Raw genomic sequence first — 16,503 nt, 5'->3', positions numbered from 1 at the left:
CTGATGGCGGATTTTATTGCAGTCATTCGGCGGGCCGTTGACGGCTTGGCTGAAAATACCCCCGAGATGCGGGTGAAAGTCTACGAACGTGCCCGCGGCGCAGTGCAGCGGCAGCTCGAGAATATGAAGCCGCGTCCGCCGGAAGCCATGCTGCAACGCCAGCTCGAAAAGCTCGAGGCCGCCATCCGCGAGGTGGAAGGCGAACACTCCGAGGCGCTGCCGCTCGACGAGCCGGTCGCCGCCGTCACCGCGCTGGAATCCGCGGAAGAGCAAACGCTTCACGACGAAAGCGAACCGGCGCCTGCGCCGGAGACGGCTGTCGAGGAGCCGGTTGACGAAGCCTATGCGGAACCGCAGGCGGCCGAGGCCGCCGACGAACCCGATCACGTGGAAGCCGCGGCGCCAGAGGAAGCTGAGGAAGAGGTCGCTGCCGAGGAGCCCCTTTCCGCGGAAGAACCTGTTCCCGCCGAAATCCCTGTTGCCGCCGAGACAGCGGTTTCGCCGGAAACATCCGTTCCCGCCGAGACATACTGGCATCCCTCGCATGAGGAGGAAGCGCCGGCCGAGGAATGGCATGCTAGCGAGGCGCGCGACGTCGCTGCCGAAGACGTGTCGACCGAACATGACGGCGGGGAGCCGCCTGCTGCGCATCGCAGCGAGCAAGCCGACGAAGACCGTGCCGACGAGCAGCATCCCCTGGAAGCCGACGAGATCGCGGCCGCGCCGGCGGCGGTGGACAGCGAGGAGCCGGAGGCCGAGGAGGCTTACGAGCCCGTCGAGCCGTTGCAGCCAATCACCCGCGGCATAGACCATGCATCCAACCGGCTGGTGGAGCCGGTCGCCGATTTCGATCGTCCGCAGGAGTTCGTCGAGCACAGCCGCGAGGAGCCGTTGCAGGCCGATGCTGCGGCGCATTTCGACCCGGTCTGGGCCGAGCCCGTTGCCGAAACGCCGGCTCCGCCGCCCAAGGATGCGGAGACCGAATGGGCGGAAGAGGAACTCAGGCAATATTCGCAGGCGGCGCCGGTCACCGCGGATGCCTCGGCGCGTACCTTCGAAGAGGTGATATCGAGCCTCGAAAATGCGGCCCCCGCGGCCGTCATGCCGGCCGCCAAGGAAAGTTTCTCCTGGGAGACGGCCGCCTTCGACGATCTGCCGCCGATCGAGGCCAGCAGCAATAAGAAGGCGCCGGTTGCCTCTCATTTCGACGATGTCGATATCTTCGCGGAAGTGCACAACGGCAAGCCGGCGCCTGCTAGCGCCGCGCCGAGCGAGGATTGGCGCGAGGCGAAGGCGCTGCGCGGCTACGACCGCCGCGGCTCGGTCGCCGCTGATGACGATGACGCCAATCCGTCGATGGATATCGATCAGATCGTTGCCTCCAAGCTGCAAGGCAAGAGTTTCCGTATGGAGCCGAAGCGTCGCCGCTTCGGCATCGGTACCGTGATCACGCTCATCTTCGCGCTCATCCTGATCGGTGGCGGCGCCTATGCCGGCTGGATGAACAGAGAGGCGCTGGTGGCGATGGTCGATGGGCTCGTCAGCTCGGCACCGTCGCAGGCGACCAGGAACGAGGCGGCAACACCGCCGGCTGGCTCGGCGACGCCTGCCCAGCCGGGCGCGGTGACGCCAGCCCAGCCGACCACACCAGGAGCGCAGAATACCCCAGCGACGCCGGCGCAGCCGAACCCGAACCCGAACCCGAACCCGAACCCGCAGGTAGCGTCAATGAACAATGACGGCGCTGCGGCCAATTCGAAATTCACCCAACGGCTGCTGACCGATGGGACCGAGGTCGACAGTGGACCGGCGACTGTGCCGGGAACACCGACCGCGGAAGGAAAATCGGTCGCCGAGCAGAATGTCGCGGCAGCAGATACGCCGCCTGCCAGCGCGCAGGGCGATGTGGCCCCCGCCGAAACGCGGACGCCAAACGGCCCGGTGGCATCGCCGCAGCAGACCCCACCCGTCGGTTCGTCGGAAAAGATGTTCCTCTATGAGGAGCGCATCGGCCAGAGTTCGCCGACCGCGATCGAGGGATCGGTCGTCTGGAGCGTGCAGCACGAGGCCGGCCAGGACGGCCGGCAGGAGGCGACGGTACAGGGCAACGTCACCGTTCCCGAACGCAATCTTTCGGCTCTCGTCACCTTCAAGCGCAATTCCGATCCGTCGCTGCCGGCAAGCCATCTCGTCGAGATCGTCTTCTCGGTGCCGCCGAATTTCGAAGGCGGCAGCATCGACAGCGTCCAGCGCATCTCGATGAAGCGTACGGAGCAGGACCGCGGCGACGCGCTGATTGCGGTTCCGGCCAAGATCACCGACGATTTCCATATGATCGCGCTGAACGATTACCCTGATGCGCGCAAGGCCAATCTCGACCTGATGTCGACCCGCAACTGGATCGATATTCCGATCACCTACCGCAACGGTCGCCGCGCACTGCTGACGATGGAAAAGGGCGGTACGGGGACAGACGCCTTCAATACCGCGATCAAGGAATGGACCGCGCTCGGGGATGTGTCGACGAGCCAGTAAGGGTTTCCGCAACGCCAGCATTCCCGGATCTTTGGGGTGGCGCTGAGACTGCGGAACAAAGGTGAATGAAAAAGAAAAGGCGGGCCGCAAGGCCCGCCTTCTTCAATTTTATCGCGCGGCAGGCTTATGCCGTGGCTTCGACGACGCGGACGGCCTTGGCGCGTTCCAGGGCTTCCTTGCGGACCGCGTCCTGCACCTTTTCAAAGGCGCGGACCTCGATCTGGCGCACGCGTTCGCGGCTGATGTCGAATTCGGTCGAAAGGTCTTCCAGGGTCACTGGATCCTCGGCGAGACGGCGAGCCTCGAAGATGCGGCGTTCGCGCTCGTTCAGCACGCTCATCGCTTTCGCCAGCATGCGCCGGCGGGTGTCGAGCTCATCCTGTTCGATCAGCACGTCTTCCTGGCTGTCATGGTCATCCACCAGCCAATCCTGCCATTGGCCGCTATCACCTTCGGCCGCCTTGATCGGCGCGTTCAGCGAGGCGTCGCCGGAGAGGCGGCGGTTCATCGAAATGACCTCCTCCTCCGAGACGTTCAGCTTGGTGGCAATTTCCGAGACGTGCTCCGGTTTCAGGTCGCCGTCATCGATCGCCTGGATGCGGCCCTTCAGCCGGCGCAGGTTGAAGAACAGGCGCTTCTGGTTGGCGGTCGTGCCCATCTTCACCAGCGACCACGAGCGCAGGATATATTCCTGAATCGAGGCCTTGATCCACCACATTGCATAGGTGGCGAGGCGGAAGCCGCGCTCGGCATCGAACTTCTTGACGGCCTGCATCAGGCCGACATTGCCTTCGGAGACGACTTCGCCGATCGGCAGGCCGTAGCCGCGATAACCCATTGCGATCTTCGCGACGAGGCGAAGATGGCTGGTGACGAGCTTGTGGGCGGCGTCCCGGTCACCATGCTCGGCATAACGCTTGGCGAGCATGTATTCCTGCTGAGGCTCCAGCATCGGGAACTTGCGGATTTCGTCGAGGTAACGATTGAGACCGGCTTCACCGGCGGTAATGGACGGCAAGGTATTTCGGGCCATAGTGCACCCTCCTAAAGTGAATTCCGGTTCCCGATGGAAACGCGTTCTCGCGTTAAAAAAGGCGAACCGGGACGTGCGGCTCTACTGCGAGCCCGCACTAAGTCTATGTACAGATAAGTGTGGCGAAACGGCGGTTCAAGGTGCCGCTCACGCAGGTGTGAGTTGGAAGACGGGCATTCAGAGCCGCCTTTATCGCCGCAGCGCCTCGACCAATTCGACCATATCATCCGGCAGCGGCACCTCGAAATGCATGATTTCGCCGGTGCGGGGATGCTCGAATTGCAGCATGAAGGCATGCAGTGCCTGGCGGCCGAAACCGTTGACGACCTTGCGGATCTCTTCGGGCAGAATATTGGCCTTGGTCTTGAAGCCGGCGCCGTAAACCGTATCGCCGAGCAGCGGATGGCCGATATGGGCCATGTGGACACGGATCTGGTGGGTGCGGCCGGTTTCGAGGCGGCACTCGACCAGCGAGGCGAACGCGGTCGCGTCCGGCTTCTCATGAAAGCGCTCGATCACCTGGTAGTGCGTGATCGCCTCGTCGGCGTCCTGACTGTCGGGGCGTTTGACGGCGCGGCGCGTGCGGTCGCCGGTGGCGCGGCCAAGTGGCGCGTCGACTGTGCCCGACAGCGTGCGAGGCCGGCCCCAGACGACTGCCTGGTAGGCCCGCTCCAGCGGCATGGTGCGGCCATGGTCGGCAAATTGAAGCGAGAGGTGGCGATGGGCAATGTCGTTCTTGGCGACGACCATAACGCCTGTCGTGTCCTTGTCGAGACGGTGGACGATGCCAGGGCGGCGCACGCCGCCGATGCCGGAGAGCGTATCGCTGCAATGGTGGATCAGCGCGTTGACCAGCGTGCCCGTCCAGTTGCCGGGACCGGGATGGACGACGAGGCCGGAAGGCTTGGAGATGACGATGACGTCGTCGTCCTCATGGAGGATATCAAGCGGGATGTCCTCGCCCTGCGGCGTCGGGTCTTCCGGCTCGGGCAGCGTGATCTCGAAACTATCGCCGGTGCGCACCTTGCGTTGCGGGTCGGTGACGGGTTGGCCGCGCAGAAAAACCTGGCCGTCCTTGATCAGCGTCTTGATGCGGCTGCGCGAAAATTCCTCGCCGACCTGCGCGGTCAGCCAGGCGTCAAGCCGGCCTTCGGCGCTTTCATCGGCGGTCAGGACTTTTCTATTGCCGGCGGCTTGTTTAAAGGGGTCGCTCAAGACGCTTCTTCTCCGACGTATTTTTTTAGAACGGGACGCACAGATGACAGCAATCGAGCCAGACGACCAGGAAGAGAAGCCCCTTGATCCGGCGATGGAAAGTGTCCGGCGCAAGATGGTCCGCCTGCAGATCGTTTCCGGCGCCATCATGTTCGTGAGCCTTATGGCGGTCTTCGGCGCAGTTGTCTACAAGGTGATGCACAGCGAGTCGAAGGAGACGGCGTCCACTGTTGCCGCCTCCGGCGTGCCTTCGGATGCGCCGCTTGCGGCAACTGTTTCCCTGCCGCTCGGCTTCAAGGTACAGTCCACATCGTTTTCGGCCGGGCAGATCCTGTTCTTCGGCGAAACGGTCGAGGGCAAGAATAAGGCGCTGGTTTACGATCTCAGGACCGGTCGCACCGTCGCCGACGTCACCGTCGCGGGCAATTGAGGCCGGCATGGTCGCCGCCCCGATCGACATCGACAGCGCCGACGATCCGCGCGTCGCCGAATTCCGCGATATTCGCGAGCGCGACCTGACGGGCCGAGAGAAGCGCTTCATTGCCGAAGGCACCGTCGTGCTGCGCATGCTCGCCGAGGCGCATGCGGCAGGCCGCGGCTTTTTCGCCGAGAAGATCTTGCTGCTGCGCAACCGCGTCGAGGGCGTCCTGCCCATCCTGGAGCGGTTTCCGGCCGATGTACCGGTCTATGTCGCCGAGGCTGATGTGCTCGATGGCGTCGTCGGTTTCCATCTGCATCGCGGCGTTCTCGCGCTCGGCCGGCGGGAGGATCGCGGGGAGGCGGCCCTTCTCGACGCGCTGCCGGAGCAGGCGCTGGTGCTCGTCGGTTGTGGCATTTCCAATCACGACAATGCCGGCTCGATGTTTCGCAATGCGGCTGCCTTCCGGGCGGATGCGGTGCTGCTCGACGAAACCTCCTGTGATCCACTCTACCGCAAGGCGCTGCGTGTCTCGGTCGGTTCGGTGCTGAGCGTTGCGCACCGTCGCGGCGGTAAGGCGCTGGATGTGCTCCTGGCGCTTGCCGAACGGGGCTTTGCCATCTGGACGCTTTCGCCTCACGGCAAGACCGATATCCGCGCCATTCCGGCCTCGACGCGCATGGCGCTCGTCGTCGGGACCGAGGGCGAGGGGCTGCCGGAGGCGCTGCTTGCGCGGTTCCAGAGCGCGCGCATTCCACAGTCGGAGGAACTCGACAGCCTCAACGCCGCGACCGCGACGGGGATCGCGCTGTTTTCCATGGCCTCGGCGATGGGCCGGATCTAACGCATGCCTTCTCAAATCGGAATCGATTTTCAGGGTTCTGCGCCAATTCAAAAATGATGGCGCGCCGCCCTAAGGCGTCAGCGCGGGGGATCGGCGATGATCGCGGCCGCCCTGTCGGCAAGGCTGACGCGATCGTTCGGGTTCTTTTCTCCAGCATCCAACAGCAGTGTGCGGATCGGCGAGGAGGGACCTTCGTTGAGTGCTGTCAGCGCCACCATATTGGCGGCGATCGAGGCGATCTCCTCGCGGATCGCGCCATCGCGCCCGGTTGAGGCCTTTGCCTTTTGCAGGCGCTCGGCAAGGGCGGCACTGCGCGTGCGGACATCTTCGCCGATCTCAGCCGTGACGACGGCAGTGTCGAGTTCGGCTGCGGTGGTGTCTTCGGCCGTCATTTCCGCCGGCAGCTCCGCCACCATCCCGGCAAGGCCGGCGTCGCGCAGGACCCGGTTGACCTTGCGGATTTCGGCGTTGGCGGCCTTCAACTGCTCCTTCAACTTGGCGATCTCCTGCTGGCGGCGCGCGACCAGGGTTTCCTTTTCGGTGGCGGAAGCGCTCTCGCGCGCGGCCTTATCCTCCAGACGGATCACCATATGCTGCTGCTGCGTCAGTTTCTGTTCGGCATCCTTGGCGCGCTTCTGCAGCAGGCTGACGTCCTGGCGCAGCGTGTCGCGTTCGTCGCGCAGCGCGTTGACGCGGAATTTCAGGCTCTCCGCCTCGGTCTCGCGCGCGGCCAGGTCGATCCTCAGCCCATCGGCCTGTTCACCAAGCTTGCTCAGGCGCGTCCGGATCGTCGCCAGTTCGCTTTCCTTGTTGGCAGCGGACTGCTCGGCAATATGCAGGTTGGTCTTCAGCTGGCTGATATAGTTCTCGTCCTTGCGTAGATGCGAGCGCTGGTCGGCCGCCTCGACATGCATCTCGCCGATCTGGGCCTGCAAATCGCCGATCTCGGCGGCAAGCCTGCCGGCGTCGACGGCGAGGGCGTCGTGGCGAAGCTGGAACGACAGGGATTTCTCGCGCTCACGCAGAAGGTCCTGGGTGGTGCGGGCGTTTTCGGCGGCATAGAGCGCGCGCACCATGTCTTTCTGGGCGCGAACCTCTTGTGGGCTCAGCGGCATCGTCGCTTTCAGCCGGTTCTCGGTATACCAGACAATGCGGCGGTGAACGGCGGGCGAGACCAGAAAGACGAGGAAGGCCGCGGTCAGGAAGCCCAATCCGAACAAGAGAGCATATTCGATCACGGCGCGGCCATCGGTAAGAAGGTTGATACGGGTCAGCCGCGATGATTAAGCAGGCATGACGCGCATGGCAAGGCCGCCGGTTGGGACGGCGGCAGATTCCGGTGGCTTTGCGGCCTCAGAAGGGGTTCCAGGTCGGCGCCTGAGTGATCTTGAGATAGCCGACGTTGACGCCGAGGCGGGCACCGACGCCGGTGCGGATCGGCACGACCAGCACGTCGTTGTTCTTGAGCAGCGTCATGCCGAAGCCGGCGATCACATAGGCCGAGCCGCTGACGCCGCCGAAGCGGGCGTAGATGCCGTTGATGGAGGGCAGGTCGTAGACCAGCATCATCACGCGCGAGCCCTGGCCGCCGTAATCGAGGCCGAGCGAGGGTCCCTGCCAGTAGAGATTATGTTCGCCGGCGTTCTTGGTGTTCAGCTGGCCTTCGCCATAGGTAAGGCCAGCGATGAAGGCGCCGCCGCCTTCTTGTCCGAGGATATAGCCGTTCGGCAGGCCGTATTTCTGGAAGGCACTCTCGACGACCTTGGCAAGTCCGCCGCTGGCGGAACCGAAGAAGGAGTGGCCGGCGTCGACGATTTCCTGCATCGTGTACTGGCCGTTGTCCTGGGCAACGGCCGGTGCGGCAACCATCAGCGAGGAGAAGACGAGGGCCGAAAGCAACCTGCAGAAGCCGATGAATCGGTGCGGAAATCGAGGGCGCATTGTGTCATCCGTTCGTCGTTTGGCTAGGAGCGGGCAACCGCTCGCGGCGATTGGTGCATTTTGCGCCGATGATCTTAACAATCGGTTTACCAAATATGGTGTCATTATGGCATCGAGTACGATCGCAAACTTCGCGCAATTTTGATGAAGTATATTCCGGGCGCAATGAAATTGCCGCCCCTCAGGAGACGATGATGTCCAAGAACCCCAATCTCACCCTGTCCGGCCCGGATCTGGCCGCGCTTCTTTGCAGCCGCGTTTGCCACGATGTCATCTCGCCCGTCGGCGCGATCAATAACGGGCTGGAACTCCTGGATGAGGGCGGCGCCGACGCCGATGCGATGGACCTGATCCGTACCAGCGCTCTCAACGCGTCCGTCCGCCTGAAATTCGCACGCCTCGCCTTTGGTGCGTCAGGCTCCGTCGGCGCCTCGATCGACACCGGCGAGGCCGAACGCGCTGCCAAGGATTTTGCCGTCGCCGAGAAGAAGACCGAGGTGATCTGGAACGGACCGCGCGCCATCGTCGCCAAGAACCGTGTCAAGCTGCTGCTCAACCTCTTCCTCGTTGCCTATTCTGCCATTCCGCGCGGCGGCGTACTTGAGGTAACGCTCGAAAATCCCGAATTCGATGCCAGGTTCAAGCTCACGACCAAAGGCAAACTGATGCGCTTGCCGCCGAAATTCGTCGAGATATCGACTGGCACTATCGAGGAGGCGATCGACGCCCACTCGATCCAGCCCTATTACACCGTGCTTCTGGCACAGGAGTGCGGAATGACGCTCGATCACAGCGCCAGCGCAGACGAACTGGTGTTCACGGCAGTGGCCGCCGCAGCCTGATTTCGGAGCGCGGACGCGCGTCGGCGCCCGTCCGGTAACGATTCGTTAGCCTGATGGACCTATTCTCCAGGGTTGTAAGAGGCCTCTTGCTGCGACGAATGCGGGGGCAAAGGAGCGGCCATGCAAAGGTTCATGATCACCGATAATTCGGACATCGTCCGCAAGGTTGGCAAGCGCATTCTCTCCGAACTCGATTTTCTCGTCAGCGAAGCCTCCAATGCCGGCGAGGCGCTGCAGCGCTGCCAGGCGGAGCTGCCGGAATATCTGATCGTCGATTCCGGCATGGAAGGCGCCCTCGACCTCATCGCCGCCATCCGCGCCATGGACGGCGGCAAAGAGGTCAAGATCTATTACTGCGTCGTCGAGGCGGATCTGAAGAAGCTGATGGCGGGCAAACGGGCCGGTGCGACCGACTTCCTGCTGAAGCCGTTCGATCGCAAGATCCTGACTGCGGTTTTCGGAAACCGCGCGATCGCCGCCTGACGCAGATCTTCCGCTCATATCGGTGTGTCCCTCGAGCATCATGCCGAAAGTGCACGTGCGTTCGGCCGTCGCCACGTTCTATTTTCTTGAACGAGACACAGAGGATCAGGCCGATGCAGCCTGAAATCTTCCGTCAGGGTGGCTTCTTATTTGTCCAGGGCAGAAACGAAAAATCCCGCCGGAAAGGCGGGATCTTCGTTTATCCGATAAGGGGGATCGGAAAAAAATCAGGCGGTTTCGGCGTATTCGGCCCCATCCGGTTCGCGAAGAACATAACCACGGCCCCAAACGGTCTCGATGTAGTTGGCGCCGCCGGCAGCGTTGGCGAGCTTCTTGCGGAGCTTGCAGATGAAGACGTCGATGATCTTCAGTTCCGGCTCGTCCATGCCGCCGTAAAGGTGGTTCAGGAACATTTCCTTGGTGAGGGTGGTGCCCTTGCGGAGCGAAAGCAGCTCCAGCATCTGATATTCCTTGCCCGTCAGGTGGACGCGCTGGCCGCCGACTTCGACAGTCTTGGCGTCGAGGTTGACGATCAACTCGCCGGTCATGATGACCGACTGGGCATGGCCCTTGGAGCGGCGGACGATGGCGTGGATGCGGGCGACGAGCTCGTCCTTGTGGAACGGTTTGGTCATGTAGTCGTCGGCGCCGAAGCCGAGGCCACGAACCTTGTCTTCGATGCCGGCCATGCCCGACAGGATGAGGATCGGTGTCTTGACCTTGGACAACCGGAGAGTGCGAAGCACTTCATATCCGGACATGTCGGGCAGGTTCAGATCGAGAAGGATGATGTCATAATCATACAGCTTGCCCAGATCGACGCCTTCTTCACCGAGATCGGTGGTATAAACATTAAAACTCTCTGATTTCAGCATCAACTCGATGCTCTGCGCCGTCGCGCTGTCATCCTCGATTAGAAGTACCCGCATAATTATCCCCTTTACCGCCGCCGAAAGGTGGTCTGGCCCCCTACACGATACCGAACACGCTACGTGATTTGGAAGCTGCCACGAAATGGTTAACAAATTCTAATTCACTCTGGCAAGGAGTATCGAATTTATTAAATAATTTTTCCATTTCTCTGTTTTCCAATAGGAATCTCAAAAAGGCGTTCCTCAACTTTAACATTAGGAAACAGCGCTAAGTGATTCATCCGACTCGCCAATGAAAAGGTTCGAACTTCATGCCGTGGCATTTACCGACCCTTAAATCATAGGGCCTATCATTAACGATGCCCGTAAACGAAAGGTTACCAGCGGTAGGTATTTGTTAATATCGCCGGAAATTTTTTAGCAAACCGTGTCAAAGCGGCGCGCAGGGCGGTTTCAAGTAGAGCCGGGGTCTCGCATCACGGGAGTAATGCGTATGAAGTCGCGAGAAAGTCTCGTTCGCCTGAAGGAATTTCAGGTGAACGAAAAACGACGTCAGTTGCAGCAATTGCAAATGATGATGTCTGAATTCGAACGGATGACGAAGGATCTGGAGAGCCAGATTGTCGTCGAGGAAAAGAAGTCCGGTATTTCCGACCCGAATCACTTTGCTTATCCGACCTTCGCCAAGGCCGCGCGTCAGCGGGCCGATAACCTGCAGGTTTCGATCAAGGAACTGAAGACGCAGGAAGAGACGCTGGAAATGGCGCTCGAGGAGATGCAGGCGGAATATGCAAGGGCGACCGCGTTGGAAGAGCGTGACAGCGGCGCCCGAGCAAGGGCGTAAGAGAAAAACGGTGGGCGCCGGTTTCGGCGCCTGGGATCGCCGCTGAGAAGCCATGTATGACGGGCGCGCTGTCCGTCATACATGGCTTTTGGTGTTTTCGCCTCTCGGCGTCAGCGCCTCGGCGCAGCTGTCGCCGAAATCGAGGCTGTCACGCGCCGAAGGCGATTGAAGAAGCTACCTCCAAAGCGGGTCACATCGAGTGTGATTCACGCGACGCGAGTCATGCCTTTTTTATGTGCCTGCCCCAAAGCCACAGCCTGTCTTTGAGCGACGCGCATTAAAGCGCCGTGCGTCCTTTCGGACGCGCAAAGGACGCTCTAACTCTTTCAATCCTCTCGTCGTGCTTTCCGAAAATCGATTCCGATTTTCGGGCCGATGCGCTAGTTCACGACATCCTTCCATTCCGGATGGCGTTGCGCCTGCGCCTTGAAGAAGGGGCAAAGCGGGATGATCTTCCAGCCGCCGGTGCGGGCTGCTTCCACGGCGTGGAGCGCCAATGCCTGGCCCACACCTTTGCCGCGCAACGCATCGGGAACGGCCGTGTGATCGATGATGATGAGCTTCGGCGATGTGCGCGAATAGGTCATCTCCGCCTCGTGCCCTTCGACCTCGGCCGCATACCGGCCGCCGGAGGCGCCTTCCTCGTTTCGAATGTCCATTGTCTTTCCTCGTAACGGATAGTGTCGTAGCGGACCGTGACATGGCGGCGCGGTCGTGCCAAGCCGTGGAGGCAAGACAGATACGAGACGGAGTGTTCATGCAAAATATCGGATCGATACGAGGTTCAGGGCAATGAAGGCGCTCTCGATGATTCGCCCCGTGCTTCTCGTGGCGGCGCCGTTCTTCCTGGCGCTCGGCCTCGTGTTACCGCTGGTCCATTTCGAGACGCTGTATTTCTTCGACGAGACGCCGTCCCTCATCGAAATCATCGTCTCGCTTTGGCAAGGCGGGGACGGGCTGCTGGCGACGATCGTCGCACTGGTTTCGATCCTGCTCCCGTCTCTGAAGATGATCGGGATCGCCGCAGAAGCGACGGCCACCGGCGGTGGGGCCGGCAACCTGTTCTATCGTCGTGTCGTACCGCATCTGTCCAAGTGGTCGATGATGGACGTGCTGCTGGTCGCGATCGTCATTGCAGCGGCGAAGACGACGGGGCTGGCAGATGCCTTCACGCAGCCAGGCCTCTGGTGCTACGCGGCCTCGTCAATGATTTCGGGCCTTCTTCATTCCCTGATGGGAGATGCGTCCGGCCCGAAATAGATGTCGTCGATGCCTGGCGGGTGATCAGTGACGATATTGCTGAATGCGCGTGGTGCGCAGGCCGGCGAGACCGTGGCTGTTGATCGACGACTGCCAGGAGAGGAATTCTTCAACCGTGAGCGTATAACGCTCGCAGGCCTCTTCCAAGCTCAACAAGCCACCGCGAACAGCCGCGACAACCTCTGCCTTCCGGCGAATCACCCAGCGCCGCGTATTGGGCGGCGGAAGATCCGCGATCGTCAGGGGGCTGCCATCGGGGCCGATGACATATTTTACTCGGGGACGTATCATTTCGGTCATTGGACTCTCTACACAACGCAAGACCACGAACCCCACTCTAGCCTGCCACATTTAAAAATTGCCTAAACCCATCGTAAGACTTTGATAACAAATTTAGATGCCCTCGAGCCGCGGATTTGGGGCAGCCGCTTGCCGCTACGTCAATTTGTAGCGCCTGCATGGGAGCCATGCGGAATAAAGATTAGCTGATTTTCCGGGATGATCTTATAAGCGCTGCAACAAGAGAATGAGCGCAAGACTTCGTCTCCGTTCTTCCCGCTGTATCAGTCCAGTTCGCGCTTTTGATGCTTCGTGTCCTCGGGATGCGGGGCAGAAGGCCGTCTCTGCTGATGCTCCGGCGCGAGCTTCTCGCCGCCGGCAGCGAGGCCGAGCCGAAGCTGGCCATACGAGGATACGAAGATGAAAAGACGTGAGCGCGCAGTCGACGACTGCGCTGAGGATGCTGCATTTTCGCCTTCCAAGGCCGGTGGCGCCGGGGTTTCGTTTAACGACGGCAAGGAACGGCTCGGGGAGATGGCGAAGCTTGCGGGCTTCGATTTTTATCTGCTCTCGGTTTTCCCGCGGGGCGACCGTACGGCTTTCATCGAAAACCGGCTGATCAGCAACTGGCCGCAAAGCCTTGTCGGCTTTTACGAGGCCGCCGATCTCTTCTATTGCAGCAGACTGGTGACCGCGATGAAGCGGACGATCGTGCCGATCTTCTGCAAAGAGGGGTCGTTTGCGGGCAGCGCCGCCAATCAGGAAAACCGCAGACTCAACACGCTCTTTCAGATGCACGGGCTGAAGAATACCTTCGCCTTCGCGCTGCATGACGCTGACCTGAAACAATACATCTTCGCTTTCTCAGGCGACTGTCCTATGCCCACGCGGGAGCAGGCGATGGTGCTGCTTTACGGCTGCATGGAGCTTCTGGACAAGGTTTCGCGCAATGGCAACCTGGAAGACGGTCCGTCGGAGACGCTCACCCGGCGCGAAATCGAATGCCTGCGCTGGTCGGCGGCCGGCAAGAGCAGCGACGAGATCGCGATCATTCTCGATCTCTCGTCGCATACGGTGGCAGGTTATCTGAAGAGCGCGATGCGCAAGCTCGATTCGGTCAACCGCATGCAGGCGGTCGCCAGAGCCTTCCGGTACCGGCTGCTCTAAAGCGCGTCGCATCGCGCTTTAGGTCTTTGTTTTAGCACGTCGGTTTCCCAAAACCGCTGCACACTTTTCGGCGACATACACAAGGCAGCCGGCCGTTTCTCACAAAGCTTAGAAGCCTTTTCCGCGGGTCAGTTCCGACACGACGGTTCCGAAAACGATGCGCATGTCCATCAAGATCGAAAAATTCCCGACGTAGTAGAGATCGCTGGCGATGCGTGCACGCGCCTTGGCCGGACGATCGGTCGGGCCGCGCAGGCCGCGCATCTGGGCAAGACCCGTCATGCCAGGACGCATCGCATGGCGCTGATGGTATTCCGGTACGAGTTCTTCGTAGAGCATGCCGCCGGCGCGCATGCCGATTGCATGGCAACGCGGGCCAACGACCGACATGTGGCCCAGCAGCACGTTCAGCAGCTGCGGCAACTCATCGACATTCGTGCGGCGCAGGATGGCGCCGATGCGGGTAACGCGCGGATCGTTCTTCACCGTCTGGGCAATGCCGGAGACGTCGCAGAGGTCGGTGCGCATGGAACGGAACTTGTAGACCTTGATGGCCTTGCAGTTCTTGCCCCAGCGGGTCTGCTTGAAGAGCACCGGTCCCGGGCTGTCGAGTTTGATCAGCAGGGCGACGAACAGAAGGAAAGGGGCGAGGACGAGGAGGGCGCTCAACGAGGACATAATGTCGAACGCCCGCTTCAGGACCAGATCCACCAACGGCGCCTGCGGCGCATCGCTATGGATAACAGGGGTCTGGATCTTCAGGCTCGGCTGCTGGCGGCGGCTCGGCCGGAAGGATTCTGTCGAAATGCTGTTGTTTAGTTCTGTGATGCTCAAGGATCGTACTCTGTTGTCTTCGAGGGGGCGCGGCGGCAATAGGCGATCAATGGTTAACCCTGTCACCAGGGCTGCACTCAGGTCTTGGTAACCCTACTAAAACGGAAAAATGCGACAATTGTGTAATGGTGTCCAGAGAAATATCGCATCGCAACAAATCTTTCGCACTTGCGTTAAGTTGAGGCAAGCTCATGATATTTCGTTAATAATTGGGATTTTGTCAAAGTTTCTAGGCCTTTGGCAGGGGTTCACCGGGGGTTGGCAACGTGCCGTTTCGACACGTGACCCGGGTCTCTTAAGCGTATTTCTTAACGGAATACGAGGCGAAATTTTTCTGACGAAGATATCGATCACTGTCGAAGCAGTGCCGAAATGTGACAAAATCAAGGCAGGATTGATGGCAGGCAGCGTCTTGAAAAGATGCAGGGTAACGAATTCGAGGCCCGAATCGCTCAATGAGGCCCGATAACGCGAATCACTTCACAGCTGGCAGTGGGATCGTGGACACGCTTTAAGGAGGGGCGGCTTGCTCAGTTGGGGCGCGCATGCCTGGGGCCGGTCGCGGATTGTCGGGACAGGTCTGAGCTCATGGTTACGATGCAGAGAAGCGCGCCGCTTGCCGGTATTCGACGATCCTAAGGATGGTCACGCCGGTTCCAGGACGCGTTTCCTGCCGCCCCAGGAGATGAAGTTCGGGTTGGCGAAGTCGAAATCGGCCGCCATTCCCGTCTTGCCGTAGGTCAGCGGCGTTCCGTCCAGCGTCACCGTCGAACCGCCGGCGGCGCGCAGCACCGCATCGCCGGCCGCGGTGTCCCATTCCATCGTGCGGGTGAAGCGCGGATAGACGTCGGCCTTGCCTTCGGCCAGCAGGCAGAATTTCAGCGAGGAGCCGATATTGGTGCATTTGAAGATCGCGTGGTCGGCGAGGAAGCTTCCGGTCTCCGGGCTGTTGTGGCGAAGGCTTGCAAGCGCCAGCCTGTCGTCGGGCTGTTCGCGCACGGTGATTGTGCTGCGTGCGCCAACCGTGAAATCGTCCGCGACGACGAGCCGTTCGGCGTGGTCGCGTTCTCCCGAGAAGGCAAGTCCGAGCGCTGGCGCGTAGACGATGCCCGCCACCGGGGCACCGTTCTCGATATAGGCGATGTTGACGGTGAATTCCTGCCGTCCGTCGACGAACTCGCGGGTACCGTCGAGAGGGTCGACAAGAAAGAAGCCACGGCCGGCAATGTCGGGCACCTTGCCGGCGGCGACCGATTCTTCCGCCACGACGGGTATTTCGGGATAATCTCTGGCGAGATGAGCGAGGATGATGCGTTCGGCCTCCTCGTCGGCGACCGTGACCGGACTTGCATCCGCCTTCATGGCGACGGGGAAGCCTTCGCGCAGGACCGTGATGATGGCCTTGCCGGCTTCGAGCGCCGCCCTTTCAAATGTCCTTAGCATTGTCCTTTAGCCGTTCGCCACGCGGCGAGCACCCCGCTGTCGCTCGTCCGCAAACCATCCCTATTAGAACCAGATACTTAAGTTATATGGTGTTCCCCGTCATGCTCTGCATCCCTCAATACACAGCTTGATGATGCTACCATAAGTTTTCGGCCTTGTCAGACGAAGATGGGGCATTCCTTTTGAAATGGCATTCGTCAAAGAGGCTGCCTTGGGGTCTGAATTTGCTCCATCTTCCAATTCTGTGGAATAGCTTACGCAGCAAGCGAGGCAGGAAATCGACGACGATATCTCCGGACGGTTAACCCAGTGGCAGTTTCTGGCTAAAAATAGGCCCTGCTCTGCCGTTTTTCTGTGGATTTTGGTTCAAAACGCGCCATTTAGGCCTGTTCTGACAAGAATCTGTCGGAGTAAATCCTTTTTGTCTTCACATTTCCAACGAAACCGCTATGCATTCGGCCTATGAGGTTCTCTGAAACGGAGAACTGAAGAA

General features: G+C 60.7%; 17 protein-coding genes. 8 read left to right on the top strand and 9 right to left on the bottom strand.

What is annotated here, in order from left to right:
* Positions 1-3 precede the first annotated feature (3 nt).
* Complete coding sequence (locus tag ELH03_RS16715; RefSeq protein ID WP_130766522.1) at positions 4-2,535, top strand: hypothetical protein; 2,532 nt, start codon at positions 4-6, stop codon at positions 2,533-2,535.
* Between the two features lie 124 nt (positions 2,536-2,659).
* On the opposite strand, the gene rpoH is transcribed toward ELH03_RS16715, so the two are convergent.
* Positions 2,660-3,568 carry an RNA polymerase sigma factor RpoH gene (gene rpoH / locus ELH03_RS16710; protein WP_018243318.1) on the bottom strand — a complete coding sequence of 303 codons (909 nt, stop codon included), beginning with the start codon at positions 3,566-3,568 and terminating at the stop codon, positions 2,660-2,662.
* A gap of 189 nt (positions 3,569-3,757) precedes the next feature.
* Complete coding sequence (locus tag ELH03_RS16705; RefSeq protein WP_130659258.1) at positions 3,758-4,783, bottom strand: RluA family pseudouridine synthase; 1,026 nt, start codon at positions 4,781-4,783, stop codon at positions 3,758-3,760.
* A gap of 43 nt (positions 4,784-4,826) precedes the next feature.
* Here ELH03_RS16705 and ELH03_RS16700 point away from each other — a divergent pair, with 43 nt between their 5' ends.
* On the top strand, positions 4,827-5,213 hold the full coding sequence (locus ELH03_RS16700; protein ID WP_128400548.1) for a hypothetical protein: 387 nt from the start codon (positions 4,827-4,829) through the stop codon (positions 5,211-5,213).
* 7 nt (positions 5,214-5,220) lie between these two features.
* On the top strand, positions 5,221-6,045 hold the full coding sequence (locus ELH03_RS16695) for a TrmH family RNA methyltransferase (protein WP_128410087.1): 825 nt from the start codon (positions 5,221-5,223) through the stop codon (positions 6,043-6,045).
* 77 nt (positions 6,046-6,122) lie between these two features.
* Here ELH03_RS16695 and ELH03_RS16690 read toward each other — a convergent pair whose 3' ends face one another.
* Positions 6,123-7,283 (bottom strand): coiled-coil domain-containing protein, encoded by a 1,161-nt coding sequence (locus ELH03_RS16690; RefSeq protein WP_130766521.1) that lies wholly within the window; start codon positions 7,281-7,283, stop codon positions 6,123-6,125.
* Between the two features lie 115 nt (positions 7,284-7,398).
* Complete coding sequence (locus tag ELH03_RS16685) at positions 7,399-7,986, bottom strand: DUF1134 domain-containing protein (RefSeq protein ID WP_128400545.1); 588 nt, start codon at positions 7,984-7,986, stop codon at positions 7,399-7,401.
* Between the two features lie 194 nt (positions 7,987-8,180).
* Between ELH03_RS16685 and chpT the strand changes: the two genes are divergently transcribed.
* Positions 8,181-8,828, top strand: coding sequence for a histidine phosphotransferase ChpT (gene chpT, locus ELH03_RS16680; protein ID WP_128400544.1), 648 nt, complete (start codon positions 8,181-8,183; stop codon positions 8,826-8,828).
* 120 nt (positions 8,829-8,948) lie between these two features.
* Positions 8,949-9,311, top strand: a complete 363-nt coding sequence (locus tag ELH03_RS16675) for a response regulator (protein ID WP_010069020.1) — start codon at positions 8,949-8,951, stop codon at positions 9,309-9,311.
* Positions 9,312-9,538: 227 nt separating this feature from the next.
* Here ELH03_RS16675 and ctrA read toward each other — a convergent pair whose 3' ends face one another.
* A complete protein-coding gene (gene ctrA / locus ELH03_RS16670) occupies positions 9,539-10,240 on the bottom strand; it encodes a response regulator transcription factor CtrA (RefSeq protein WP_003542362.1) in 702 nt (233 codons plus the stop codon).
* 436 nt (positions 10,241-10,676) lie between these two features.
* Here ctrA and ELH03_RS16665 point away from each other — a divergent pair, with 436 nt between their 5' ends.
* Positions 10,677-11,027, top strand: coding sequence for a hypothetical protein (locus ELH03_RS16665; protein ID WP_007630691.1), 351 nt, complete (start codon positions 10,677-10,679; stop codon positions 11,025-11,027).
* A gap of 380 nt (positions 11,028-11,407) precedes the next feature.
* Here the strand turns inward: ELH03_RS16665 and ELH03_RS16655 are convergent, their stop codons facing one another.
* Positions 11,408-11,686: a GNAT family N-acetyltransferase gene (locus ELH03_RS16655; RefSeq protein WP_130659254.1), complete on the bottom strand. Its 279-nt coding sequence runs from the start codon at positions 11,684-11,686 to the stop codon at positions 11,408-11,410.
* Positions 11,687-11,741: 55 nt separating this feature from the next.
* Between ELH03_RS16655 and ELH03_RS16650 the strand changes: the two genes are divergently transcribed.
* The gene (locus ELH03_RS16650; protein WP_197727757.1) at positions 11,742-12,287 is read left to right on the top strand and encodes a paraquat-inducible protein A; all 546 of its coding nucleotides are present in this window, start codon (positions 11,742-11,744) and stop codon (positions 12,285-12,287) included.
* 24 nt (positions 12,288-12,311) lie between these two features.
* Here the strand turns inward: ELH03_RS16650 and sciP are convergent, their stop codons facing one another.
* Positions 12,312-12,587 carry a CtrA inhibitor SciP gene (gene sciP / locus ELH03_RS16645; protein WP_007533628.1) on the bottom strand — a complete coding sequence of 92 codons (276 nt, stop codon included), beginning with the start codon at positions 12,585-12,587 and terminating at the stop codon, positions 12,312-12,314.
* Positions 12,588-12,986: 399 nt separating this feature from the next.
* On the opposite strand from sciP, the gene ELH03_RS16640 reads away from it, so the two are divergent.
* Positions 12,987-13,733, top strand: coding sequence for a helix-turn-helix transcriptional regulator (locus ELH03_RS16640; protein ID WP_128400539.1), 747 nt, complete (start codon positions 12,987-12,989; stop codon positions 13,731-13,733).
* A 108-nt stretch (positions 13,734-13,841) separates the two neighbouring features.
* On the opposite strand, the gene ELH03_RS16635 is transcribed toward ELH03_RS16640, so the two are convergent.
* Positions 13,842-14,567, bottom strand: coding sequence for a sugar transferase (locus tag ELH03_RS16635; protein ID WP_128400538.1), 726 nt, complete (start codon positions 14,565-14,567; stop codon positions 13,842-13,844).
* A gap of 645 nt (positions 14,568-15,212) precedes the next feature.
* Positions 15,213-16,010: a 3'(2'),5'-bisphosphate nucleotidase CysQ gene (cysQ, locus tag ELH03_RS16625; RefSeq protein WP_128400536.1), complete on the bottom strand. Its 798-nt coding sequence runs from the start codon at positions 16,008-16,010 to the stop codon at positions 15,213-15,215.
* Positions 16,011-16,503: the final 493 nt, after the last annotated feature.

The sequence above is a fragment of the Rhizobium beringeri genome (assembly GCF_004306515.1).
In the GTDB taxonomy this organism is placed as follows: Bacteria; Pseudomonadota; Alphaproteobacteria; order Rhizobiales; family Rhizobiaceae; genus Rhizobium; species Rhizobium beringeri.
This window is presented reverse-complemented; position numbering and strand designations above follow the sequence as displayed.